The organism is Bradyrhizobium sp. WYCCWR 13022 (assembly GCF_030435535.1).
Classification (GTDB): Bacteria; Pseudomonadota; Alphaproteobacteria; order Rhizobiales; family Xanthobacteraceae; genus Bradyrhizobium.
In genome coordinates this window covers 573469-591530 of the sequence record NZ_JAUIZJ010000002.1, presented here as the reverse complement: position 1 = coordinate 591530, position 18062 = coordinate 573469, and the positions used below count along the sequence as shown (strand labels likewise).

The window sequence follows — 18062 nt, the reverse complement described above, 5'->3', positions numbered from 1 at the left end:
GGGCTGCGAAGCACCTGTTCTAGAAACGACGAATGCCAGAGAGCCAATCCATATGAACCAAGCCATCCCATCGCCTGCGTCTTACGCTGCCCATCAGAGCGCGGCGTGGTTGCGGCTTGTGGTGGACAACAAGGCGATGCCAGTCGTCAGTTTCCGGTTGAAGCCTAGATCAAATCAATGGGACGGTGACACTGGCGGGCTATGGCTGCGATGCGACGTGAGCGATCACGTGACCATCCAGCGGCTGGAAGCCGCGCTCGATCTGATCTCTGAGTGCATGGTGATGCACAACCGTCCACAGTTCGGGCCATACGTTGAGAGGCTGGAGCGCGAGATCGCCGCTCTGCGCTCGACTGATGACGTGATGGAGCGTGCTCGTCGTCGCCTTGCTAAGCGACGCGATCAGGCTGCTTGAGCCTGATCTTCCGCCGCTGGCGTCAACGCGATTGCATTGAGATATTTCGATTTGAGGGCGAGCCCGTAGCCGTCGCCATAGCGCGGCTTGCCGGTGCTGTGCCCCATCAACTCGTCAATCATCTCCTCAGGACACTCAGCGGCCTTGAGACGATCCTTGAAAGCGTGACGTAGGGAGTAAATCGAATGCCTTGGCGTCGGCAGCAAGCCGCGCGCCTTGAAGTGCTTCATGAGCGTTGCGCTGAGGTTTGAGCCCTTGTCGTGATAGCGGGGGAAGCCGTTGCGGTGCCGCTTCATCGCTTCGTGCGCTAGGCCGACGAGCGGAATATCACGTTCGCTGTGCTCGGTCTTGAGCAAGCGGCCTTCGGCCTGAATGCGGATATACGGCACGTCGCAGTCGAGATGGATACGGGACTTGCTGAGGTTCACGATCTCAGAGGGGCGGGCACCTGTCTCCATCACGACATAGATCACGTCGCGAGCTTCATCGTTGAGCCCGTCGAGTGCGCCGGGCGCAAGGATGCGCTCCCGGATATGCTGCACGGTGAACGGAGAGCGCTTGCCATCTCTGCCGCCATCGAGACGGGTGCCTGCGAACACGTTGTCGAGCCCGAGTTGTAGTCGCTTGTTCACGGCTTTGATCATGCCACCGATGTGGCTGATGTTCTTGTTTGCCGACGAGGCGGAGATGCCTTCGGCGATCGTGCGGCCTTCCCAAAAGTCGGCATATGCCACGGCATCAGTGCGGGTAAGGTCTTGCAGGGCTTTGTTGCCACGCTTCTCGATGAGCTTGGCGACCGCGTTCTGCTTTGCAGCACGCCACTTGCGCAACTGATCGGTGGACATTTTCGAGATTGCTGTTCGCTGCGTCTGCTCGAATTCGGCGAACAGATCGCTCAACATGATCCGAGGCTTCTCGACACCACCGAGCACGGCATCCACGACGGCCGGATCAGCCCTACGTTCACCGACCTTCAAGGTCTCGATGCGGGCGAGCAACTCGCTGATCTCGGCCTTCACAGCTTCGGCGGGAGATACGTAGTCGAGCCCATGGGCGCGGGCGAGGGTGACGGCATCCTGATAGCGCTGCTTCGCGGGTGTGCCGGACGCGAGGCTCCGCCAGTGCGCTTCCGTCTGCTCATTGATGCGCGCGGCCACTCGTGCAGCCTTGGTGCCGGTGTGGTCGTCGGCAACCTTGATCTTGGTGGAGATGACGACGAATTTGGCGCGCTTGCCGCCGAGCCCTTGGTACGCTTTGGGCACTCTCCGGCGATACTGCCAGAAGCCGTTTCGCTTAATCAGATAGTCGGGTCGTTGCATTGCTGTTCGACTTCGATGTGTCTACGCGATGTGTCATCGTTTAGATAGCGTCGAAGGGTCGAAAATGCCAGTCGTGGTCGGTAAGTATCTGAATTTGCGATTGTTTTGCTTGGGGTGCTTTGGCGCTCCCTAGCGGAATCGAACCGCTCTCTCCACCGTGAAAGGGTGGCGTCCTAACCGATAGACGAAGGGAGCAAACGCAGGGCCTGACAGCATGTGGCGACGGGCCCGCTGGCCGGTCCGAGTCGTGCCCGGCGGCTTGCAGCGGGCGAACGTATAGTGGCCTTTGCGCCGGTGGGCAAGCCGTTCCGGAACGCTCTTTTGGGCCCGGTGGATAGCCTGACCCGGGATCATCAGGGCTGCGATTTCAACGGTTTTTTAGGGTTCCCTGGGCTAGCGCTGGGGCGGGAGATTTTTCGCCGATGCCACAGCCCAAGAAGCGCGCAGCCCGCAAACTGCTGTCGCAGCATGCCTGGATCACGCTCGAGGGCGGATTCGCGGCGCGGCATTGCCTGGTCCAGGATATCTCGGCCTCGGGCGCCAGGATCACCATGGACGAGGATGCGAGCCAGCTGCCGGGCGTGATCCGCATGGCCTTCGCACGCGACGCCCGGACCGGGCGGAGCTGCCAGGTGGTCTGGCGCCGCGGCAAGTCGGCCGGGGTCCGGTTCCTCTGAGCCCAAGCCGGCCCGGATGGCGCCTGCCGCCGGTCCGGGCTACAAGGCGGCCCATGCGCGCCGCCGTTCTCGTTCTCGCCTCACTCGCACTGACCGCCGCAGCCGGGGCCGAAACCCTGCGCCTGCCGCCGGCCGAGCAGCCGAAGTCCGGCAAGACGCTGCCGCTGAAGGGCGCCGCCGCCAGGCCCAATGGCTGCGCCTCCTATGGTCGGGGTTTTGCGATGGTCGAGGGCACCTGCGTGAAGATCGGCGGCACGGTCCGGATCGACGCCGTGACCGGCCGCTGAGCTGGCGCCGATCGTCGTCGTGCTGGTCGAGCGTCGCATGCACTGGACCAGGCCGCCCGAACCAAAACGCGAAAACAACCCCATGCACAGTAGCCGGCGCGCGCGGCGCGTTTGCGCGGCAAGCGCGATTCATCACGTCCGCACCACACCTTGAGCCGCTTCAGCGGCTCAGGACATCGGCGGGGCCACGTGCTGGGCAAATCCGGGCCGCCGGCCGAGCTCGGCGAGCCACCTCGTCAGGTGCGGCTGCGCCGGCCGGGTGATCCCCTCGACGCCGAGCCAGCGCCGCGCATAGGCGCCGATGGCGATATCGGCGAGCGTGAACGCGTCGCCCTCCATGAACGGCCGCGTCGCGAGCAGGCGGTCGGCGATCGCCCAGACTTCGGCGGCGGCATCGGCATCCTGCTGCACCTTGATCATGTCGCGCTCGGCGGGTGGCGTGCGCACGATGCCCCAGAACACCGGGCGGTCCACCGGCTGTACCATCGCCAGCGTCCAGTCGAGCCAGCGGTCGACACTGGCTCTGCGCTTCGGCGCCTCCGGATAGATCGGCGTGCCGCGCCCATGCGCCATGCAGAGATAGCGCATGATCGAATTGGACTCCCACAGCACGTAGTCGCCCTCGACCAGCGTCGGGATCCGCGCATTCGGGTTCATCGCGAGATAGTCGGCCTCGCGGGTCTTGCCGTATTGCATGCCGGCGTCGATGCGCTGATAGGGCAGCGCAAGCTCGGTGAGGCACCACAGCACCTTCTGCACGTTGACCGAATTGGCGCGGCCCCAGATCGTCAGCTGTGTGTCAGGCATCGAGCGTCTCCCGCGGCGTTCATTTCCCGCGCGTGATAGCGGAATTTCGCGCAAGCAGCGATGCCGATTGCCGCCAGCCACTCATGCAAAAAGCTCCGCTCTGGGAGCGGAGCTTTCATTGCAGAGCAACCGGTCGCGACAAACCCAAGATGCGTTTGCGCTGATATCAATGGCCGAAGAACAGCCACAACAGAATGATCACCGGGATCGGCACGCCCAGCAGCCACAACAAAATTCCGCGTCCCATCGCGTCCTCCTCCAGTATTGTCCTGGGGTGAACGCGGGGGAGCGGCGGTGGTTCCTGCAGATAGCGCCTACCAATGGCCGGTATTCGGCATCGAAGCCCAAGGCTCGGCCGGCGCCTTCGGCTCGCCCTTCTGCAGCAGCTCGATCGAGTGCAAATCGGGCGAGCGGACGAAGGCCATGTTGCCGTCGCGCGGGGGCCGGTTGATGGTGACGCCGGCCTTCATCAGCTTCTCGCAGGTGGCGTAGATGTCGTCGACCTCGTAGGCGAGGTGGCCGAAGAAGCGGTCCTCGCCGTACTTCTCCTCGTCCCAGTTCCAGGTAAGCTCGACCAGCGGCGCACCGCGCGTCTGCGGCTGCTTCTTCAGCGCCTCGAGATCGTCAGCCGAGCACAGGAACACGAGCGTGAAGCGCCCCTTGTCGTTCTCGATCCGCCGCACCTCCTTGAGCCCCAGCGCATCCTGGTAGAACTTCAGCGCGACATCGAGATTGCGCACGCGCAGCATGGTGTGGAGATAACGCATGGTTGTTGCTCCCTTGGACGGTGGGGTTTTGGTTTGGGCCGGAACGGCGGGGGAGAGATAGCAGGAAAGTGGCGGGAGGGGCAGGGGGCGGGGGAAACGTGTGCGTGAAATGAAGGCCAATGGCTACATCAATCAAGCATAGTGACGATGCACTTAAGTCCAGCGACACGTGAGCGAGTGGAGTGCACAATGACCGCAATCACTGTCACCGTATTTTATGATCTCCATTGGGGTGCACCGGGCCGAGCCAAGACCTCGGCAGTGTATCGACGGGAACGTGGAGGAGCAGCGGAATATGTTATTCTTCCTTGCATTCATCGGGACATCGATTGTTGTGATTGTCACGCCGGGGCCTGACACGGCCACGACCATCCGCAGCACCCTTTTGGCCGGGCGGACGGGCGGAATCTGCACGGCGGCTGGCATAGCGGTTGGTCAGACAGTCTGGGCCCTGGCGACCAGCGTCGGCCTTGCTGCTCTCCTGGTGGCCTCGGCGCCGCTGTTTCTTGCCATCAAGTATCTGGGCGCCGCTTACCTTATCTATCTAGGCGTCCTCGCGCTATACGAAGCCCTTCGGCCGCCGGAGCAGGGTTCGGGGATCGCGGTGGGGAACTACGCGCATGGTCGCGTAAGCCCTTGGGTCGCTTTCAGGCAGGGGCTCATCAGCGATCTCGGCAATCCCAAGATGGCTGTTTTCTTCACGAGCCTGCTTCCTCAGTTCGTGCCGACAGGCGGATCGACCTTTGCGGCACTGCTCGCTCTTGGAATTGTCTTTGCAGGCATGACCTTCCTGTGGCTCGCATTTTATGCCGCAGCTATCCACAAGGTGCGGAATGCACTTCAACGGCCTACCGTGCGTCGCCTCGTGGAGGGCGTGACGGGAGTTGTCCTGATTGCTCTGGGTTTGCGCATCGCCACAGAGCAGCGGTGAATGGTGCCAGCTTCGTGAATTCCCGCGGATGGCGCCGCCGAATTACGGCGGCAGGCCCCTATATTGGCCGCAAGGAAAGCGCGCACCACGCCATTTCGTGCGATTGCCTGCCTCAAATCGCCTTCGCCTTCTTCAGCGCATCGAGGTCGTGCCGCACGCCGGCAAGGCCGTCGTGGTTGTAGCGGATCAGAATCCGCTCGGCGCTGAGATATGACAGGGCCGGGTTGCGGAAGCCGTTGTTGAACTTCGCCGCATCCGCAGGGTCGAAGCCGTAGTCGGGCGCGAGCTTGGCGAGGATCGCCACCGCCGCCGTCACCGCAGGTCCCGCGAAGATGTAGTCAGCATCCGACAGATTGTGGATCACGGTCTCGGCCGAGAGGTTGCCGAGCTTGGCAGCGAGGAAGTCGATGTTGTCGGTGGTGCGCGCCGGCGGCAGGCGGAGATGGCCGCTCGCATCCTTCACCAGATAGCCGCGCGCGATCGGGTCGACATGGGCGATGATCGCCGCGGCGCGCAGCCAGTTCACCACCATGTACTCGTGGCCGAGCGTCGGCGCGCTGTGGGCCGAGGCCTGGATCACGATGAACGGCGCGGGCAGGTCGCGCGCCATGGATTCGGCGACGCCGAGAATGTGATGGCCGCCGGTGCGGCTGTCGCCCTTGGCGCCATCAGCATCGGTCTCGCCGTTGCCGCCGAAGTTGAACTCGGCGAACTCGCTGCCGTCGGCATTCCACTGGAACACGATCGGCTTGGCCCAGTCGTGCCACATCGGGGCTGCGATGATTGCGTCGTTGTTGATGACGAGATCGGAGTGGTTGACCGCGTCGAGCGAACCGTTCGGCGGCAGCGGCGCCACCCGCGGCAGACCGTCCTCGCCAGTCAGGCCGACGTTGAGGCGGTAGTTCTCGCTGAAGCTGATGGCGCTCGACAGGTTGAACGATTCATGCACCGGCAGGCCGCCGGGATAGGAGTGGTGGCCGGTGAATCCGCTGCCGGGCGCGGCACCCCAGGCCATCGGCAGGTGCGGGCAGGCGGTGCCGTCGTCGCGCAGCGGCGGAAACACGCCTGTCACCGCGCCGCCCGGAAAAGCCTTGCCGTCGGCTTCGTTGATCAGGCCGAGGCTGACGAGCTCGGCGACGATCTTGTCCTTGTCCGAAGCGGTGAGGTTGGCGCGATGGGCGACACAGGTGTTCGGGTTGAACAGGGCGTCATGGGTGGCGGCCTTCAGCCTGGCGTCGTCGATGCTGGCGATGACCTGCTCGATGCGGGCCAGCGCAGATTTCACCAGCGGCGAACGGGCGGCGAGCTCGCCCGCCGCGGCGTTGCCGGCACCAGGCACGGTCTGGTCGACGGCCAAAGCCGGGGCGGAGGTCGCCAGCACGGCAGCGGCGACGACGGGAAGCATGAGGCGCATCAGCGGGCTCCTTTTGAAACGAGGCGCAGCGCTAGCATCGGATAATGACAGCTCAGTAACAGCAATAGCCACTGACGTTTCTGGAGCGCGCGATCGGCGCGCGTTCAGTTGCGCGACGCCGCGGCGAACACCGCCATTTGCGCATCGAAGGCGCGCCGGAACGCCGGCCGCGTTTCGCCGCGGGCTACATAAGCCGGGAGGTTTGGATATTCGTCCAGCAGGCCGGATGCCTTCAACCGCCGCAGCACCGTGATCATCATGAGGTCGCCGGCGCTGAAGGCGCCATCGAGCCAATCCGCATTGCCGAGACGGACGGACAAATCCCGCAAGCGCTCCCGGATGCGGTCCTTCACGCGCGGCAGTCGCTGCTCGTACCAGGCCTCGTTGCGCTCCACGATCACTGCGATTGTCAGGTCGAGGACCGGTGGCTCCAAGGAGCTGAGCGCGGCGAACATCCACGCGATCGCGCACGCCCGGCCTTCGGGTTCGTCCGGCAACAATCCGGCATGGCGCTCGGCGATGTGGAGCACGATCGCGCCGGACTCGAACAGCACGACGCCGCCGTCCTCATAGGTCGGGATCTGTCCGAAGGGATGCAGCGCGCGATGCGAAGCCTGCTTCATCTCGCTGAACGAGAGCAGACGGACATCGTAGGGCTGTCCAACCTCCTCGAGCGCCCATCGCACCCCCATGTCGCGGGCCAGTCCGCGGCCGCGGTCCGGCGCGTTTGCGAAGGCGGTGATGGTCGGGGGCATGGAAGGCTCCGGGGACGGGAAGAGGAGGCTAGGCGGCCAGAGGACGAACGACCCCAGCCGCTCCCGACATCTTGGCGCAATTTTTCTTGTTGCCCGGAATTGCGGTGATTGGAATTACGGTGATGGTGCACTCAACTGCCGACCTGAGGCGTTGACGGAATCTGCCAGGCAACGATGGTCGAGTTTGTTGCACCGTCACCTTAAATGCTGCAGGCTTTCATCGAGGACAGGATTACATGCGTTACATGCTCATGCTCCACGCTGACGAAGCTGCAGGAAGAGCTGTAGCACCGCAGGATATGGCGCGTTTCATGGGCCAAATGTATGCCTATCAACAGGCTCTGGAGAAGGCCGCGGTATTCATTTCAACGGACGCCCTGGTCAGCTCCTCAGAGGCAAGCATCGTGCGCGTCAAGGACGGTGAAATCAGTGTTCTGGACGGCCCCTATGCCGATGCTCGCGAACAGTTGGGCGGCTATTTCATCATAGACGTTGCCGATATCGACGAAGCCAACAAATGGGCGGCACGCTGTCCCGCCGCGACATGGGGCTCGGTCGAGGTACGCCGCATCAGGGATCGATCGGAATATGCGGGATGACGGTTTCGCAGTCCGCCCTCGCGCGATCCGTTGCGGAGAAGGTCGCGCGCGAGAGCTATGGTCGCCTGGTCGCTTATCTTGGCGGGCGCTCAGGTGATCTGGCATCTGCGGAGGATGCACTCGCGGAAGCATTCCTGGCGGCACTCGAGAAATGGCCTGATACCGGCGTGCCTGATAACCCCGATGCCTGGATGCTGACCATCGCGCGAAGGCGCAGGCTCGACGATTGGCGCAAGGAGAAGGTCAGGGAAAAGAGTGCAGATCATCTCGATCTCGTTGCCGACGAGCTCTCTGCGGCAACGGGTCTGGATGAAGGGATTCCAGATAGACGACTGGCACTCATGTTTGCTTGTGCGCATCCCAGCATCGATGCGGCGGCGCGAACGCCCCTGATGCTCCAAACCGTGCTCGGCCTGACGGCGATGGATATCAGCGCACGATTTCTCGTTTCCCCAAAGACCATGGGCCAGAGGCTCGTGAGAGCCAAGGCGAGGATCAGGGACGAAAAAATTCCATTCCTCGTGCCTGAAAGGGAGGAACTGCCGACGCGCCTGCCGCCAGTGCTGGCGTCCATCTATGCCGCCTACACGAACGGGTGGATGGAGATTGATAGGGCGAAAGCCCTTGGACACGAGGCAATCTGGCTTGCACGCGTGGTCGTATCCCTGCTTCCGCAAGAACCGGAGGCGAAAGGCCTGCTTGCGCTGATGTTTTATGCAGAAGCGCGACGTTCATCTCGCCAGGACCCCGACGGTGGATTCGTGCCACTGGACGAGCAAGACGTCGGACTTTGGGATCGCGCGCAATTGCAAATGGCGGAGGGGCTGTTGCGTGAGGCCAACGCAAACGGTCCCACCGGTCGTTATCAGATCGAAGCAGCGATCCAGTCCGCCCATGTCGCGCGCTGTTTGAGCGGCGTGTCGAACTGGCAGGCTGTGGTTTCCCTCTATGATGTGCTGGAAAGGATCGCTCCATCGCCGGTCGTGACGCTCAACCGCTCCGTGGCTCTTGCACGGATGGGGCACACGGACGCGGCTCTTGCCGACATCGACGCCCTTGCCGGCGATATCAGGATGGCCGACTATTTGCCCTATTGGGCGGCCCGTGCGCAGATTTGTGCCGATCTCGGCAAGCGGGCGGAGGCGGTGGAAGCTTTCACCATAGCCGTCGGATTGTGCTGGTCGGAGGGGGAGCGACGCTATCTCGAAGAACGGCGCTCAAGAATTTTGAGCTAATCGCGAATGTTTTCGCGCCGCCTGTCGAAATCGAGACCTCCTGGACGACATCCATCTGTCCAACCCAGGAGAACGATCATGACGACCAGGATGACCGTACAAGGCATTTACGCTTGCGCTACCGTTTCCAACTTCGACGAAGCTCTCGTCTGGTATGAAAAGCTCATGGGGCGTCCGGCCGACGACCAGCCGATGCCGGGCATGGCCCAGTGGCGCAACATGGGCGCGGCCGGCCTGCAGGTCTGGAAGGATGACGAACGCGCCGGCAGGGGGATCGTGACGATCGTCACTCCCGTGCTCGAAGTTGAGAACGCACGGCTGGCGAGCCTCGGCTTGCAACTCGTCAACAAGATGGAAGGAAAGTTTGGAGCCGTGGCTCAGATATTTGACGCTGAGGGCAACCGCATCAACATGGTCGAGCCTCCCAAGGGCCATGTGAGCGGCTGAATTCGGATCCAGACTCCGGCCCAGGGTAATATCTGCTCTGGGCCGTTCGTCGGAAGTACGGTGACGGTGCACTCAATGGACGCAGTCCCCGAGCAGGACTGAAGCCCGCGGAGAGCGACCGGGAAATGGAATTGGTGCACTGGCCTGCACCGTCACTGCAATTGCAGCTCTAAGGTTCGAACGACCGGACGGGGTGCCGTTTGCTACGGCTTGACATAGAGTACGGCGATTCAACGCGCCGCACCTGGAGGGCAAGCTTATGGCGGATGAGAAGCGAGGGCTCCTATGGCATGGCGCGGCCTTGTTCTTGATAGGATTGCTGACGGGGCTGGTCGAGCAGCATTTCACCAATGTGAGGATGGGATTGGCCGCCCACTTGGAGGGCGTGATGAACGGCACGTTCCTGCTGGCGGTCGGCGCCATCTGGAACGAGGTCAGATTATCGGTACGAACGAAAGCCGTGGCCTATTGGGCGCTGCTGATCGGAACATACGGCAATTGGATCGTCACGACGTCGGCCGCCGTGCTTGGGACTGCCGCGCTCTCGCCGATCACGGCGGCGGAGCACGAAGCGGCGCCCTGGAAGGAGGCCATGATAACAGGCGCATTCGTATTCATCGGCCTGGCCATCATCCTGGCCGCCGTATTGCTCATGCTCGGGTTGCGGAGAACGGCACAGCCGCAGTGAGGCGACGAGCGGGCATGACCCGTTACGTAATTCGTAGCTCCCCTCTTTATTTCATTCTTGATGCTCACTCCAACCGGCCTTGTCCAATTTTGTCGGGTGGGTATTGTACCCCATTGCAACCTGGGGGAGAGTTATGAAGTCGACATTATGTGCGGTACTGGCAATCTGTGTTCTCGCATCTGAAGCCTTCGCCGCGGGCTGTGGCGGGATGGTGTGCAACCACAATTCGACCTGCCAGAGTTTGCGCAATGCAGGCAATTGCGAAGCCGCCCGTGCGGCCGGCGGCACCAGGCCCGACGCTGGCGCCAGCGGCAAGACCGCAAGCGAGTGTCAACGGCAGGCCGGGTTCACGTTCGCGCAATGGCAGGCCGGACAAACCACCAAGGCTCAGCGCAGGGCTTGGGACAAGTGCATGGGTCGGTGAAGCAAGACCGGACGAGCGCAGGGCTTCGGTGAAAGCCGAGGCCTTTTTCTCATCTGAGAGGAGCAGGTGAGCGAACGACCGCTCCGCTCCCCGTTTCGGCCGGAGATCGTCCCGCGCTTTCCTGAGTGGGTGATTGTCTGGTCCAGGGCGCGCTGCTTCGGCTCAGCAGAAGACAAAAACAGCCAAGGTGAAAGAGCATTCGCTCCGTCCCCAAGCATGGACTGAAGCCGCATGGTCGCAAGATTGCCGGCGAATGAATTCAATGCACAGTCAACGTACGTCAATCCATCCACCGCTTCTTGGCGGGCCGTCCGCTCTCAGGGACCGCGCATCAAACTTCAGGCTTGAGCGCAGCGGCGTCGGCTTCCTGGCTCGAGCCTTCGCGCGCGCCGGCGTCGACCGACGGGACGATGTCCGGTGCGGTGTCGGTCTCGCCGAAAAGTCTGACGTACTCCGAAAGCGGCATATAGCCGGCTTCAACCAGTGCTCGAGCACTCGTGCGATCAATGGACATGCGTTCCTCCAGCCTCAGCGTCAGCTTTACTGCTAGGCTGGCTCCGGTAAAGGCGACGTTAGATTGTTGCTTAACGGTCGCGCTGCAGTGCGGTATTTCCTGGTTCCCAGCGGTAGTTTGTTCCCTCAAAGCCAGGGAACCTCCGTGTTTCTACCGCCATTAAATTCGCGTTTACCGTCAGTAAATCCAGTTTATCGGCAGCACATGCCGGAGCTATCGCATCTGAGAGGCCTTCCTGGCTGCGGAGTGCGGCACCTGAACCGCCGGCGAGGCCGCGCGACTAAGCTGCATGGTTCAGAGCTGAAGACGAATCTCGAGATCGCGCTGGCCGCCCGGTTTCTGGTCTCCTCGGTTCTCATGACGAGAGCGGCATGAAGCGCTGGGTACGAAGCCTCGGAAAGATTGCGCGGGTAGCCGCGCTTTGCGGGACCTTCGCGTGGCTTGCGCTCACGACGATCTCTCCTCGAGAGCCTGATGCGAACCATCCTGAACGCTACGTCCAACGGCACGACGTCCGTTACGTCAGCGAGGACATGGGATTGACCCTGCGAATTCTGCTTGGCGCGTCGTTCACGCTCGCCATGGTGGCCTTTGGATGCCACTTCGCGACCAGGGACGCCGCAGATGATTGGTAGCGGGAGGCAAGCCGCTGCCGGCGGATGCGCGATCTTCCGTTCTTGCGACGGTGCAAGCATCTGGACAAACGGTTCATGAATCGAAGAGGCCGCCAACCGAGGCGGCCTCCGGATTTCGCGATGACGTCCGGGAAGACGATATCAGAAGGGAGGCTGGCCCGGTCCACTCCCCGGCCCGAACGGGCCGCGCAGATTGCCCGGGCCCTGCAAGGCGCCGGCGATGACACCGCCGACCCACTCGACGGCGTGGACGATGGCGTTGCCGATGGCGCGGAAGGCGTCGCCCAGCCAGTTGCCGCCGACGATCGAATCGAGCTCGGCATCCGTCAGCTCGATCATTCCCGAGTTCTTGTGTTCACTGCTCTGCATGGTCTGCTCCTGTTGAGATCGGACGGCGGACCATTCCGCCGTCGACGGGGAGTGTTCCCCTTGCACCTGTGATGTCAGGAGTACGCGAGGCGCGTCCGGGCCGCCGTGATCGTCGTCACACAGCAAATGGCGGTGGTGCCCGGCGAGTTCGTGGTCGACATCAAGTCGCGCCTCGTGCGTTGGCAGCGCCGCTGCATTCAACCGTCAGGACCGGCAGAGCCGGCAAGCGGCATGAAGCATGGCGAGGCAGGATGAGCGGCGATGCTTGACGCCTTGCTCTGCCCTGTCTTCGACGTGATCCTCGGCGCGGTCGAGACCGCCATCGTCAAATCGTTCGGTGCGTCCGCGCCGTTGCTAGTAACATCTGGCTGATTGGCTGCCTGGATGCTGGGATTGCCTTGCAATCCAGGATTCCGCAGCACGTCGGCTGTGGAAGCTCCCGACCAGCTGCTCCGACGTTCCGTCGGCGTGGGTCTCCTCGATGACGAAGAGCCCGGTCGCATGAACACACACGGAGTACCGGCAGGCAGGGTCAGGAAGCATGTGCATGTCCCGCGAAGGAGGCTCACGTGCTTCGCAATATATGCGCGCGTTGGTTGCAGGTCTTTGATGCAGATCATGCCGATCGGCACGGCGCCATCGGAATCATAGTGACACCGTGCAGTGGCGCCGTCATTTGCGACGTCGCAACCAAGAAGGTGCAGCTGCCGGGAACAGGTCAGTCGTCAGCGCGTACCGATACGTTGATGTCGCGGGCAGAAACCGGAAAAATGCTCCGCGTCCGACATCCCCATTGCGTCCGGTTGTCACCCGGCAGTGCTTTCGACAACGCCATCGGGCTCAGCCGGTTCAACGGGGCTGGGCCCCAAACGCGGCAGAGCCGGGAGTTCCGTCCGCACGAGGCCTGTCGATGATCCGCTTATGCCGCAATCCGCTGGTCGGTCGGCGCGGTCAGGTATTTCAGCACTTCGGCATGCTCGAGATCGGGAACCGCGATGGCCGTGTGGCTGTAGGCCGCGTGCGAGCGGGACGTCGCGATCTGGTCCAGGATCGCCTTGCCCTTGATCACATGGAGGCCCATGCCGTCTCCGGACGGGAAGATCGCCAGCACGACGTCGTAGGCGTCGATGACGGATCTGAGCGCCGCGGCCTTGTCTTCGGCGACATCGACAAACACGCGGACATCGGCTGCGAGTTCACGCAGCTCATCAAAATTCAGCACTGTAGGTACTCCAACGCAACAAGACTGGAATTGAGAGTGGCGGCGTTGGGTTACCAGAGTCTGAACAACATCGTTCGGATCGAAAGTTTCACGACGAGGTGACGCATGGTGTGGACAACTCCGCCGGGGGCAAGCGGAGGTTTCCTGCGCTGCGGTCGCTAGGCGATGTCGCGCCAGCGCATCGGAAGAGCCCCGTCCTCCCTGAAGCTGCCGAGGAAGCGGAAGCGCTTCGCATGCGGATTGGGGCGGGCTTCGATCGGGGCGCCCAGGATCTGCACGATGTCGGTCTCGTCATAGGCCGGCCAGTCGGGCAGGCCCGGTCCGTTGGGATCGCCTGATGTCGCGAAGTTGACCCAATAGCTCATCATGGTCTGTGACAGCGCACGGTCGGCTTCGGCGGGCGGCGCCGTGCTGCCGATCACCCGCTGCGGTGTCAGGGTGCCGAACACGAAGGGGATCTCGGTGACGTGCGAGGCGATCGGCGTGTACGGCGAGGTGTAGACGAAGTGGTAGCCATAGACGGGCGCGCGCGTGCTGCTGCGATGCAGGCGAAGCGCCTGCCAGCACTGCTCGCCGACCACCATGTCGCCCGTGAGCGCCGCGGCGGAGGCCTTGGCCTGTGCGTCGGTGTCGGCGGGGTAGAGTGTCCGGACATCGGCGACACGGTGCTTGCCGAACATCGCCCCCGTGGCCGTGCGAAAGGCCTGCGGCTGGTGATGGAGAAGCGCTAGCCGCATGAAGGGGAATTCCTCCGCGCTGTTCCACCCCGACAGCAGGGGAATGTGCATCTGCTCGCCGCGCTGGAAGCGCCGCGCGGGCACATCCGGCACCACATGACGATCGATGCTCGGCGAGAACGCCTGCGTGACGTGATCTTGCGCAAAACTCCACGGCGCGGCTGCGTTCAACTGTTCGGCCGGCACCGCGCGCAAGGCCGCGATCGATCCGCTGCCGTAGTTGCGGACGAACGCTGTGCCTCGCGCGCGGGCTTCGTCGAAACCTTGCAGCGGTCCGTGCCGGCCGTCCCAGAAGGCGCCGCTTTCGCAAATGGCTTTGTGGAACAGCCCGTGCGCGAGCGGCGATGCCATCAGGATGCCGACGGCCATCGCGCCGGCGGATTCGCCGAACAGGGTGACGTTGTCGCCGTCGCCGCCGAAGGCTGCAATGTTGGCCTCCACCCAGCGGAGCGCGGCGAGCTGATCCAGCAGGCCGTAGTTGCCTGACGGGGCTTCCGCGTCGAGCTCGGGATGGGCGAGGAAGCCCAGGACGCCCAGGCGATAGTTGAAGCTGACGACGACGACACCCTTCGCCGCCAGCAGCGCACCATCGGTGGCGGGATTGGCGGAGGAGCCGAACTGAAAGCCGCCGCCGTGGATCCAGACCATCACCGGCCGCTTCTCGTCCGCCTCTTGCGCGGCGGTCCAGACATTGAGCGTGAGGCAATCCTCATTGCGCGGCCCGGGCCGCGGATCGTCTTCGAGTGACGAGAGAGACGCCGCGCCGAAGGCCTGCGCATCGCGTACGCCGCTCCATGGCGTCGGCGGCTGCGGCGAGCGCCACCGTAGCGATCCGACGGGAGGCGCTGCGTAGGGGATGCCCTTGAACGCGAGCACGCCGTTTGCGTCGCGTGGCGCGCCGCGCACCTGGCCGGCTCGCGTGCGAACGGTTCGGCCCGGCGGGGTGGATTTCGTGATCATCGCGCCATGCACGGTCGCTTCTCCTCAATTCGGGGCGACCTCAGAACTAACGGCTTTGCGGCTGGATGAATTTATATATAATTCCAATCAATCGCTAAAAATCGTCAATGGTTAGGCAAAAACTCAGCTATCCCTGGCTCGACCTGGATGTGGACGACCGGTCCGCGCCCGTCATTGCCGTGCGCGTCGATGCCGACGGGACCAGGGGCGAGGTGCCCGACCACCGCCATCGCAAGGGACAGCTCGTGGTGTCGCTCGGCGGCGGCGTCACCTGTCGTGTGCCTGACGGCCTGTGGATGGTGCCGCCGCATTGTGCGGTCTGGATTCCGAGCCGCATGGCGCACAGCAATCGCGCCACCGCCAATGCGCGATTGTTCTTCGTCTACATCGAGGCCGAGCTGGTCGACCTTCCGGATCGCTGCTGCACCATTTCGATCTCGCCCTTGCTGCGCGAACTGATCGTCGAGCTGTCCGACGGCGCGCAGCACGACGAGGCGAGGCGGGAGCGCCTGATCGGCGTGCTGCTCGGCGAGTTGCCGCGCATGCCCGTGCAGCAATTGCATCTGCCGCTCTCGACCGAGCCGCGGTTGAAGCGCATCGCCGCAAGCCTGGCGGACAATCCCGCCGACCGCCGCACCCTGGCGGAATGGGCCGATCACGTCGCACTCAGCCAGAGCAGTCTTGCGCGTCTCGTTGCGAAGCAGACGGGGCTGACGTTCGGGCGCTGGCGTCAGCAACTGCATCTGATCGTCGCGATCCGCGAGCTCGCTGCGGGCGCGAGCGTGCAGCAGGTCTCGGCGGACCTCGGCTATGAATCCGTCACGGCCTTCATCACGATGTTCAGAAAGGCGCTGGGCAAGCCGCCCGCGAAATATCTCGCCGGTGTTGCCCGGACGCCATTGCCCGACGGAAACATCACGGAACTCACGTAGAACTGCTGCTTGCGTTTTCGGCCTCGATAGGTTCTAAGCCCGGCTGCTTCGTGGCCGACAGGCATGAGCAGACGCGCCGCCCGCGCAGTTTTACCGCTTCCCGGACATAGCACCATCGCAGCTTGCGCGCACCCAATTCAGAGGAATCCAGACATGGCGAAGATGACCAAGACTCAATTGATCGATGCGATTGCCGAGGGCACGCAGCTCGCGAAGAACGACGTGAAGTCGGTCATTGAGTACATGGCGACGGTCGGCTACAAGGAGCTCAACGAGGCCGGCGAGTTCGTCATTCCCGGTTTCGTGAAGATGTCCGTCGTCAACAAGCCCGCGACCGAAGCCCGCATGGGCGTCAATCCCTTCACCAAGGAGCCGATGCAGTTCGCGGCGAAGCCGGCGAGCAAGTCGGTCAAGGCCTCGCCGCTGAAGGTCGCCAAGGACGCCGTCTGATCTGGCCACCGCATCGCGGCGTGGCCCGAAGGGCGCGCAGGCAATGTGTGCAGCAAAAAGAGGAAAACCCCGCTTGGGGGGAGCGGGGTTTTCTGATGGGGTGAAGCCTGGGGGAAGCTTCATTGAATTAGACGCGCGAGCGCTGAAAAAGTTCAGCGCAGGACGCGCAAGGCGTCAGCCGCATTCGCAAAAAGAAAAACCCCGCGCTTGCGCACGGGGCTCTCTTGCTGACGGCGTTGGGATTTCAGCGCCTGGCCGCCAGCAGTGCCTCTAACTTAAGGTTGAAAATCCAAAAAGCAACAGCGCCGCGGTGACGGAATATATTCGTCCATCGCGGCGCTGTCATGTTAACTGGGCGCTGAAATCCCCAGCATCCGTACGTCTACGGGGCGGCGAAAAGGTTCAACGTGGCTTGCACAGAAATCTGGGGCAAGGGCTGGACTTTTTGTTCTTCCTTTGTTCTAGTTGAGTCATCAGCTTTGGAGATGACTCATGACGCCAGAGAAGCAGCGCGAAGTGATCCGGCTCTGGAACCAGCTCAGGAAGGTCGAGGGCCCGGCCGCGGAAGAGCTCCGCATCCAGATCCTGGAATGCTTCTCGGAGAAGGGTGACGCCAGGCGGGCGGCGGCCTGAGCGTCGTCGCGGACGCGCGCGCGAGGTGACGGCGCGTCGCTTCATCGATCGTTAGGAATCGTGTCGCGCTGATTTGCGCGACTCCGATTCGTTCTTCGGGAACGAAATGGAGTCGTTTGCAGAACAAGTCGCGCGTGTTCGCAGTCGTGCTTGCGACCTGTAGCGAAACGGGTCGGCGCGATGCCTTGAATCACCGTGTCATCGTCGCGGCCGCCGCGAACGATGTGCGACGTGATGGTGCGATCTTTCGCTTGCCGTGGAGCGTCGCTCGTTTGCGTGCAAACGAATGTTTAAGAATTGCGTCGCACCGATTTCGTCGATTCCGATTCGTTCTCCGAGAACGAAATGGTAGCGAAGCCGGAACAAAGCTGGTTGCTGCCTCGACGCTTCCCATGCCCCGCGCTATCGTCACCAGGGGACGGCGGGCGCATCCATGAAGAACGGGCTTTACTCGGTCCACATCCACATGCTCGACGGCGTGAAGGGCCGCGACAGCGGCGTGTTGATCCTGCGCGATGGCGTGCTGCTCGGCGGCGGACCCTACTTCTGGTCGCGCGGCACCTACACGTTCGGCAACGGCACCTGGAAGGGCGAGCTCGCCACCAACCAGCATTCACCGTTCGCCGATCCGCTCGTGAGGCCGCTGTTCGCAGGCAGCGAGGCGACCAGCGGTTTTTCCGGCACGTTCAGCGAGGAGGGGGCCGAGGTCTACGGCACCGTGCTGGTCGCCGGTCATCGCAGCCTCGGTTTTCAAGCGACGCTGAAGTGGCTGGCCGAGATCTGAGGCGCGTCGCAATCTCCTAACGAAAACTTGCGGGAAGCGCGATAACCCTATTCGGTTAGGT

Annotated in this window: 23 protein-coding genes and 1 tRNA gene; 14 read left to right on the top strand and 10 right to left on the bottom strand. The window is 63.0% G+C overall.

Annotation, left to right across the window (positions count from 1 at the left end; translation table 11 throughout):
- Positions 1-52 precede the first annotated feature (52 nt).
- Positions 53-415, top strand: a complete 363-nt coding sequence (locus tag QY049_RS03905) for a hypothetical protein (protein ID WP_301268983.1) — start codon at positions 53-55, stop codon at positions 413-415.
- Here QY049_RS03905 and QY049_RS03900 read toward each other — a convergent pair.
- Both QY049_RS03900 and QY049_RS03895 read right to left on the bottom strand, forming a co-directional pair.
- Positions 403-1734, bottom strand: a complete 1332-nt coding sequence (locus QY049_RS03900; RefSeq protein WP_301268982.1) for a hypothetical protein — start codon at positions 1732-1734, stop codon at positions 403-405. The genes QY049_RS03905 and QY049_RS03900 overlap by 13 nt on opposite strands.
- A gap of 120 nt (positions 1735-1854) precedes the next feature.
- Positions 1855-1929 (bottom strand) — tRNA-Glu (locus QY049_RS03895).
- A 227-nt stretch (positions 1930-2156) separates the two neighbouring features.
- On the opposite strand from QY049_RS03895, the gene QY049_RS03890 reads away from it, so the two are divergent.
- The gene (locus tag QY049_RS03890) at positions 2157-2411 is read left to right on the top strand and encodes a PilZ domain-containing protein (RefSeq protein WP_194476029.1); all 255 of its coding nucleotides are present in this window, start codon (positions 2157-2159) and stop codon (positions 2409-2411) included.
- Positions 2412-2464: 53 nt separating this feature from the next.
- Positions 2465-2698, top strand: coding sequence for a hypothetical protein (locus QY049_RS03885; RefSeq protein ID WP_301268981.1), 234 nt, complete (start codon positions 2465-2467; stop codon positions 2696-2698).
- Between the two features lie 168 nt (positions 2699-2866).
- On the opposite strand, the gene QY049_RS03880 is transcribed toward QY049_RS03885, so the two are convergent.
- Together QY049_RS03880 and QY049_RS03875 are read right to left on the bottom strand one after the other, a co-directional pair.
- Positions 2867-3505, bottom strand: coding sequence for a glutathione S-transferase family protein (locus tag QY049_RS03880; protein WP_194476027.1), 639 nt, complete (start codon positions 3503-3505; stop codon positions 2867-2869).
- A 314-nt stretch (positions 3506-3819) separates the two neighbouring features.
- Positions 3820-4272 carry a VOC family protein gene (locus QY049_RS03875; RefSeq protein ID WP_301268980.1) on the bottom strand — a complete coding sequence of 151 codons (453 nt, stop codon included), beginning with the start codon at positions 4270-4272 and terminating at the stop codon, positions 3820-3822.
- A 295-nt stretch (positions 4273-4567) separates the two neighbouring features.
- On the opposite strand from QY049_RS03875, the gene QY049_RS03870 reads away from it, so the two are divergent.
- Positions 4568-5203 (top strand): LysE family translocator, encoded by a 636-nt coding sequence (locus QY049_RS03870; protein ID WP_301268979.1) that lies wholly within the window; start codon positions 4568-4570, stop codon positions 5201-5203.
- Between the two features lie 112 nt (positions 5204-5315).
- On the opposite strand, the gene QY049_RS03865 is transcribed toward QY049_RS03870, so the two are convergent.
- Positions 5316-6617, bottom strand: a complete 1302-nt coding sequence (locus QY049_RS03865) for a hypothetical protein (protein WP_301268978.1) — start codon at positions 6615-6617, stop codon at positions 5316-5318.
- A gap of 104 nt (positions 6618-6721) precedes the next feature.
- Entirely contained in the window at positions 6722-7372 is a 651-nt protein-coding gene (locus tag QY049_RS03860; protein WP_301268977.1) for a glutathione S-transferase family protein, read from the bottom strand.
- Between the two features lie 236 nt (positions 7373-7608).
- Here QY049_RS03860 and QY049_RS03855 point away from each other — a divergent pair, with 236 nt between their 5' ends.
- From QY049_RS03855 to QY049_RS03840, 4 genes are all read left to right on the top strand, one after another.
- Positions 7609-7971, top strand: coding sequence for a YciI family protein (locus tag QY049_RS03855; protein ID WP_194476022.1), 363 nt, complete (start codon positions 7609-7611; stop codon positions 7969-7971).
- The gene (locus tag QY049_RS03850) at positions 7968-9206 is read left to right on the top strand and encodes an RNA polymerase sigma factor (protein ID WP_301268976.1); all 1239 of its coding nucleotides are present in this window, start codon (positions 7968-7970) and stop codon (positions 9204-9206) included. Before QY049_RS03855 ends, QY049_RS03850 begins: the two co-directional genes overlap by 4 nt.
- Positions 9207-9284: 78 nt before the next feature.
- Positions 9285-9653: a VOC family protein gene (locus QY049_RS03845; RefSeq protein WP_301268975.1), complete on the top strand. Its 369-nt coding sequence runs from the start codon at positions 9285-9287 to the stop codon at positions 9651-9653.
- A gap of 388 nt (positions 9654-10041) precedes the next feature.
- The gene (locus QY049_RS03840; protein WP_301268974.1) at positions 10042-10341 is read left to right on the top strand and encodes a hypothetical protein; all 300 of its coding nucleotides are present in this window, start codon (positions 10042-10044) and stop codon (positions 10339-10341) included.
- 755 nt (positions 10342-11096) lie between these two features.
- Here QY049_RS03840 and QY049_RS03835 read toward each other — a convergent pair.
- Positions 11097-11279: a hypothetical protein gene (locus QY049_RS03835; protein WP_194476018.1), complete on the bottom strand. Its 183-nt coding sequence runs from the start codon at positions 11277-11279 to the stop codon at positions 11097-11099.
- 371 nt (positions 11280-11650) lie between these two features.
- On the opposite strand from QY049_RS03835, the gene QY049_RS03830 reads away from it, so the two are divergent.
- Positions 11651-11914 carry a hypothetical protein gene (locus tag QY049_RS03830; protein WP_301268973.1) on the top strand — a complete coding sequence of 88 codons (264 nt, stop codon included), beginning with the start codon at positions 11651-11653 and terminating at the stop codon, positions 11912-11914.
- A gap of 141 nt (positions 11915-12055) precedes the next feature.
- Here QY049_RS03830 and QY049_RS03825 read toward each other — a convergent pair whose 3' ends face one another.
- Positions 12056-12283: a hypothetical protein gene (locus QY049_RS03825; RefSeq protein WP_301268972.1), complete on the bottom strand. Its 228-nt coding sequence runs from the start codon at positions 12281-12283 to the stop codon at positions 12056-12058.
- Between the two features lie 105 nt (positions 12284-12388).
- Between QY049_RS03825 and QY049_RS03820 the strand changes: the two genes are divergently transcribed.
- Positions 12389-12538, top strand: coding sequence for a hypothetical protein (locus QY049_RS03820; RefSeq protein ID WP_301268971.1), 150 nt, complete (start codon positions 12389-12391; stop codon positions 12536-12538).
- A 664-nt stretch (positions 12539-13202) separates the two neighbouring features.
- Here QY049_RS03820 and QY049_RS03815 read toward each other — a convergent pair.
- Together QY049_RS03815 and QY049_RS03810 are read right to left on the bottom strand one after the other, a co-directional pair.
- Positions 13203-13505 carry a hypothetical protein gene (locus QY049_RS03815; RefSeq protein ID WP_194476015.1) on the bottom strand — a complete coding sequence of 101 codons (303 nt, stop codon included), beginning with the start codon at positions 13503-13505 and terminating at the stop codon, positions 13203-13205.
- Positions 13506-13663: 158 nt separating this feature from the next.
- On the bottom strand, positions 13664-15214 hold the full coding sequence (locus tag QY049_RS03810) for a carboxylesterase/lipase family protein (protein ID WP_301268970.1): 1551 nt from the start codon (positions 15212-15214) through the stop codon (positions 13664-13666).
- A gap of 95 nt (positions 15215-15309) precedes the next feature.
- Between QY049_RS03810 and QY049_RS03805 the strand changes: the two genes are divergently transcribed.
- The 4 genes from QY049_RS03805 to QY049_RS03790 all read left to right on the top strand — a co-directional run bounded on the left by QY049_RS03805 (position 15310) and on the right by QY049_RS03790 (position 18001).
- On the top strand, positions 15310-16134 hold the full coding sequence (locus QY049_RS03805) for a helix-turn-helix domain-containing protein (RefSeq protein ID WP_301268969.1): 825 nt from the start codon (positions 15310-15312) through the stop codon (positions 16132-16134).
- Positions 16135-16287: 153 nt separating this feature from the next.
- Positions 16288-16584 carry an HU family DNA-binding protein gene (locus QY049_RS03800; RefSeq protein WP_194476012.1) on the top strand — a complete coding sequence of 99 codons (297 nt, stop codon included), beginning with the start codon at positions 16288-16290 and terminating at the stop codon, positions 16582-16584.
- Positions 16585-17076: 492 nt separating this feature from the next.
- Positions 17077-17217, top strand: a complete 141-nt coding sequence (locus QY049_RS03795; protein ID WP_301268968.1) for a hypothetical protein — start codon at positions 17077-17079, stop codon at positions 17215-17217.
- A gap of 433 nt (positions 17218-17650) precedes the next feature.
- Positions 17651-18001 carry a GrlR family regulatory protein gene (locus tag QY049_RS03790; protein ID WP_301268967.1) on the top strand — a complete coding sequence of 117 codons (351 nt, stop codon included), beginning with the start codon at positions 17651-17653 and terminating at the stop codon, positions 17999-18001.
- Positions 18002-18062: the final 61 nt, after the last annotated feature.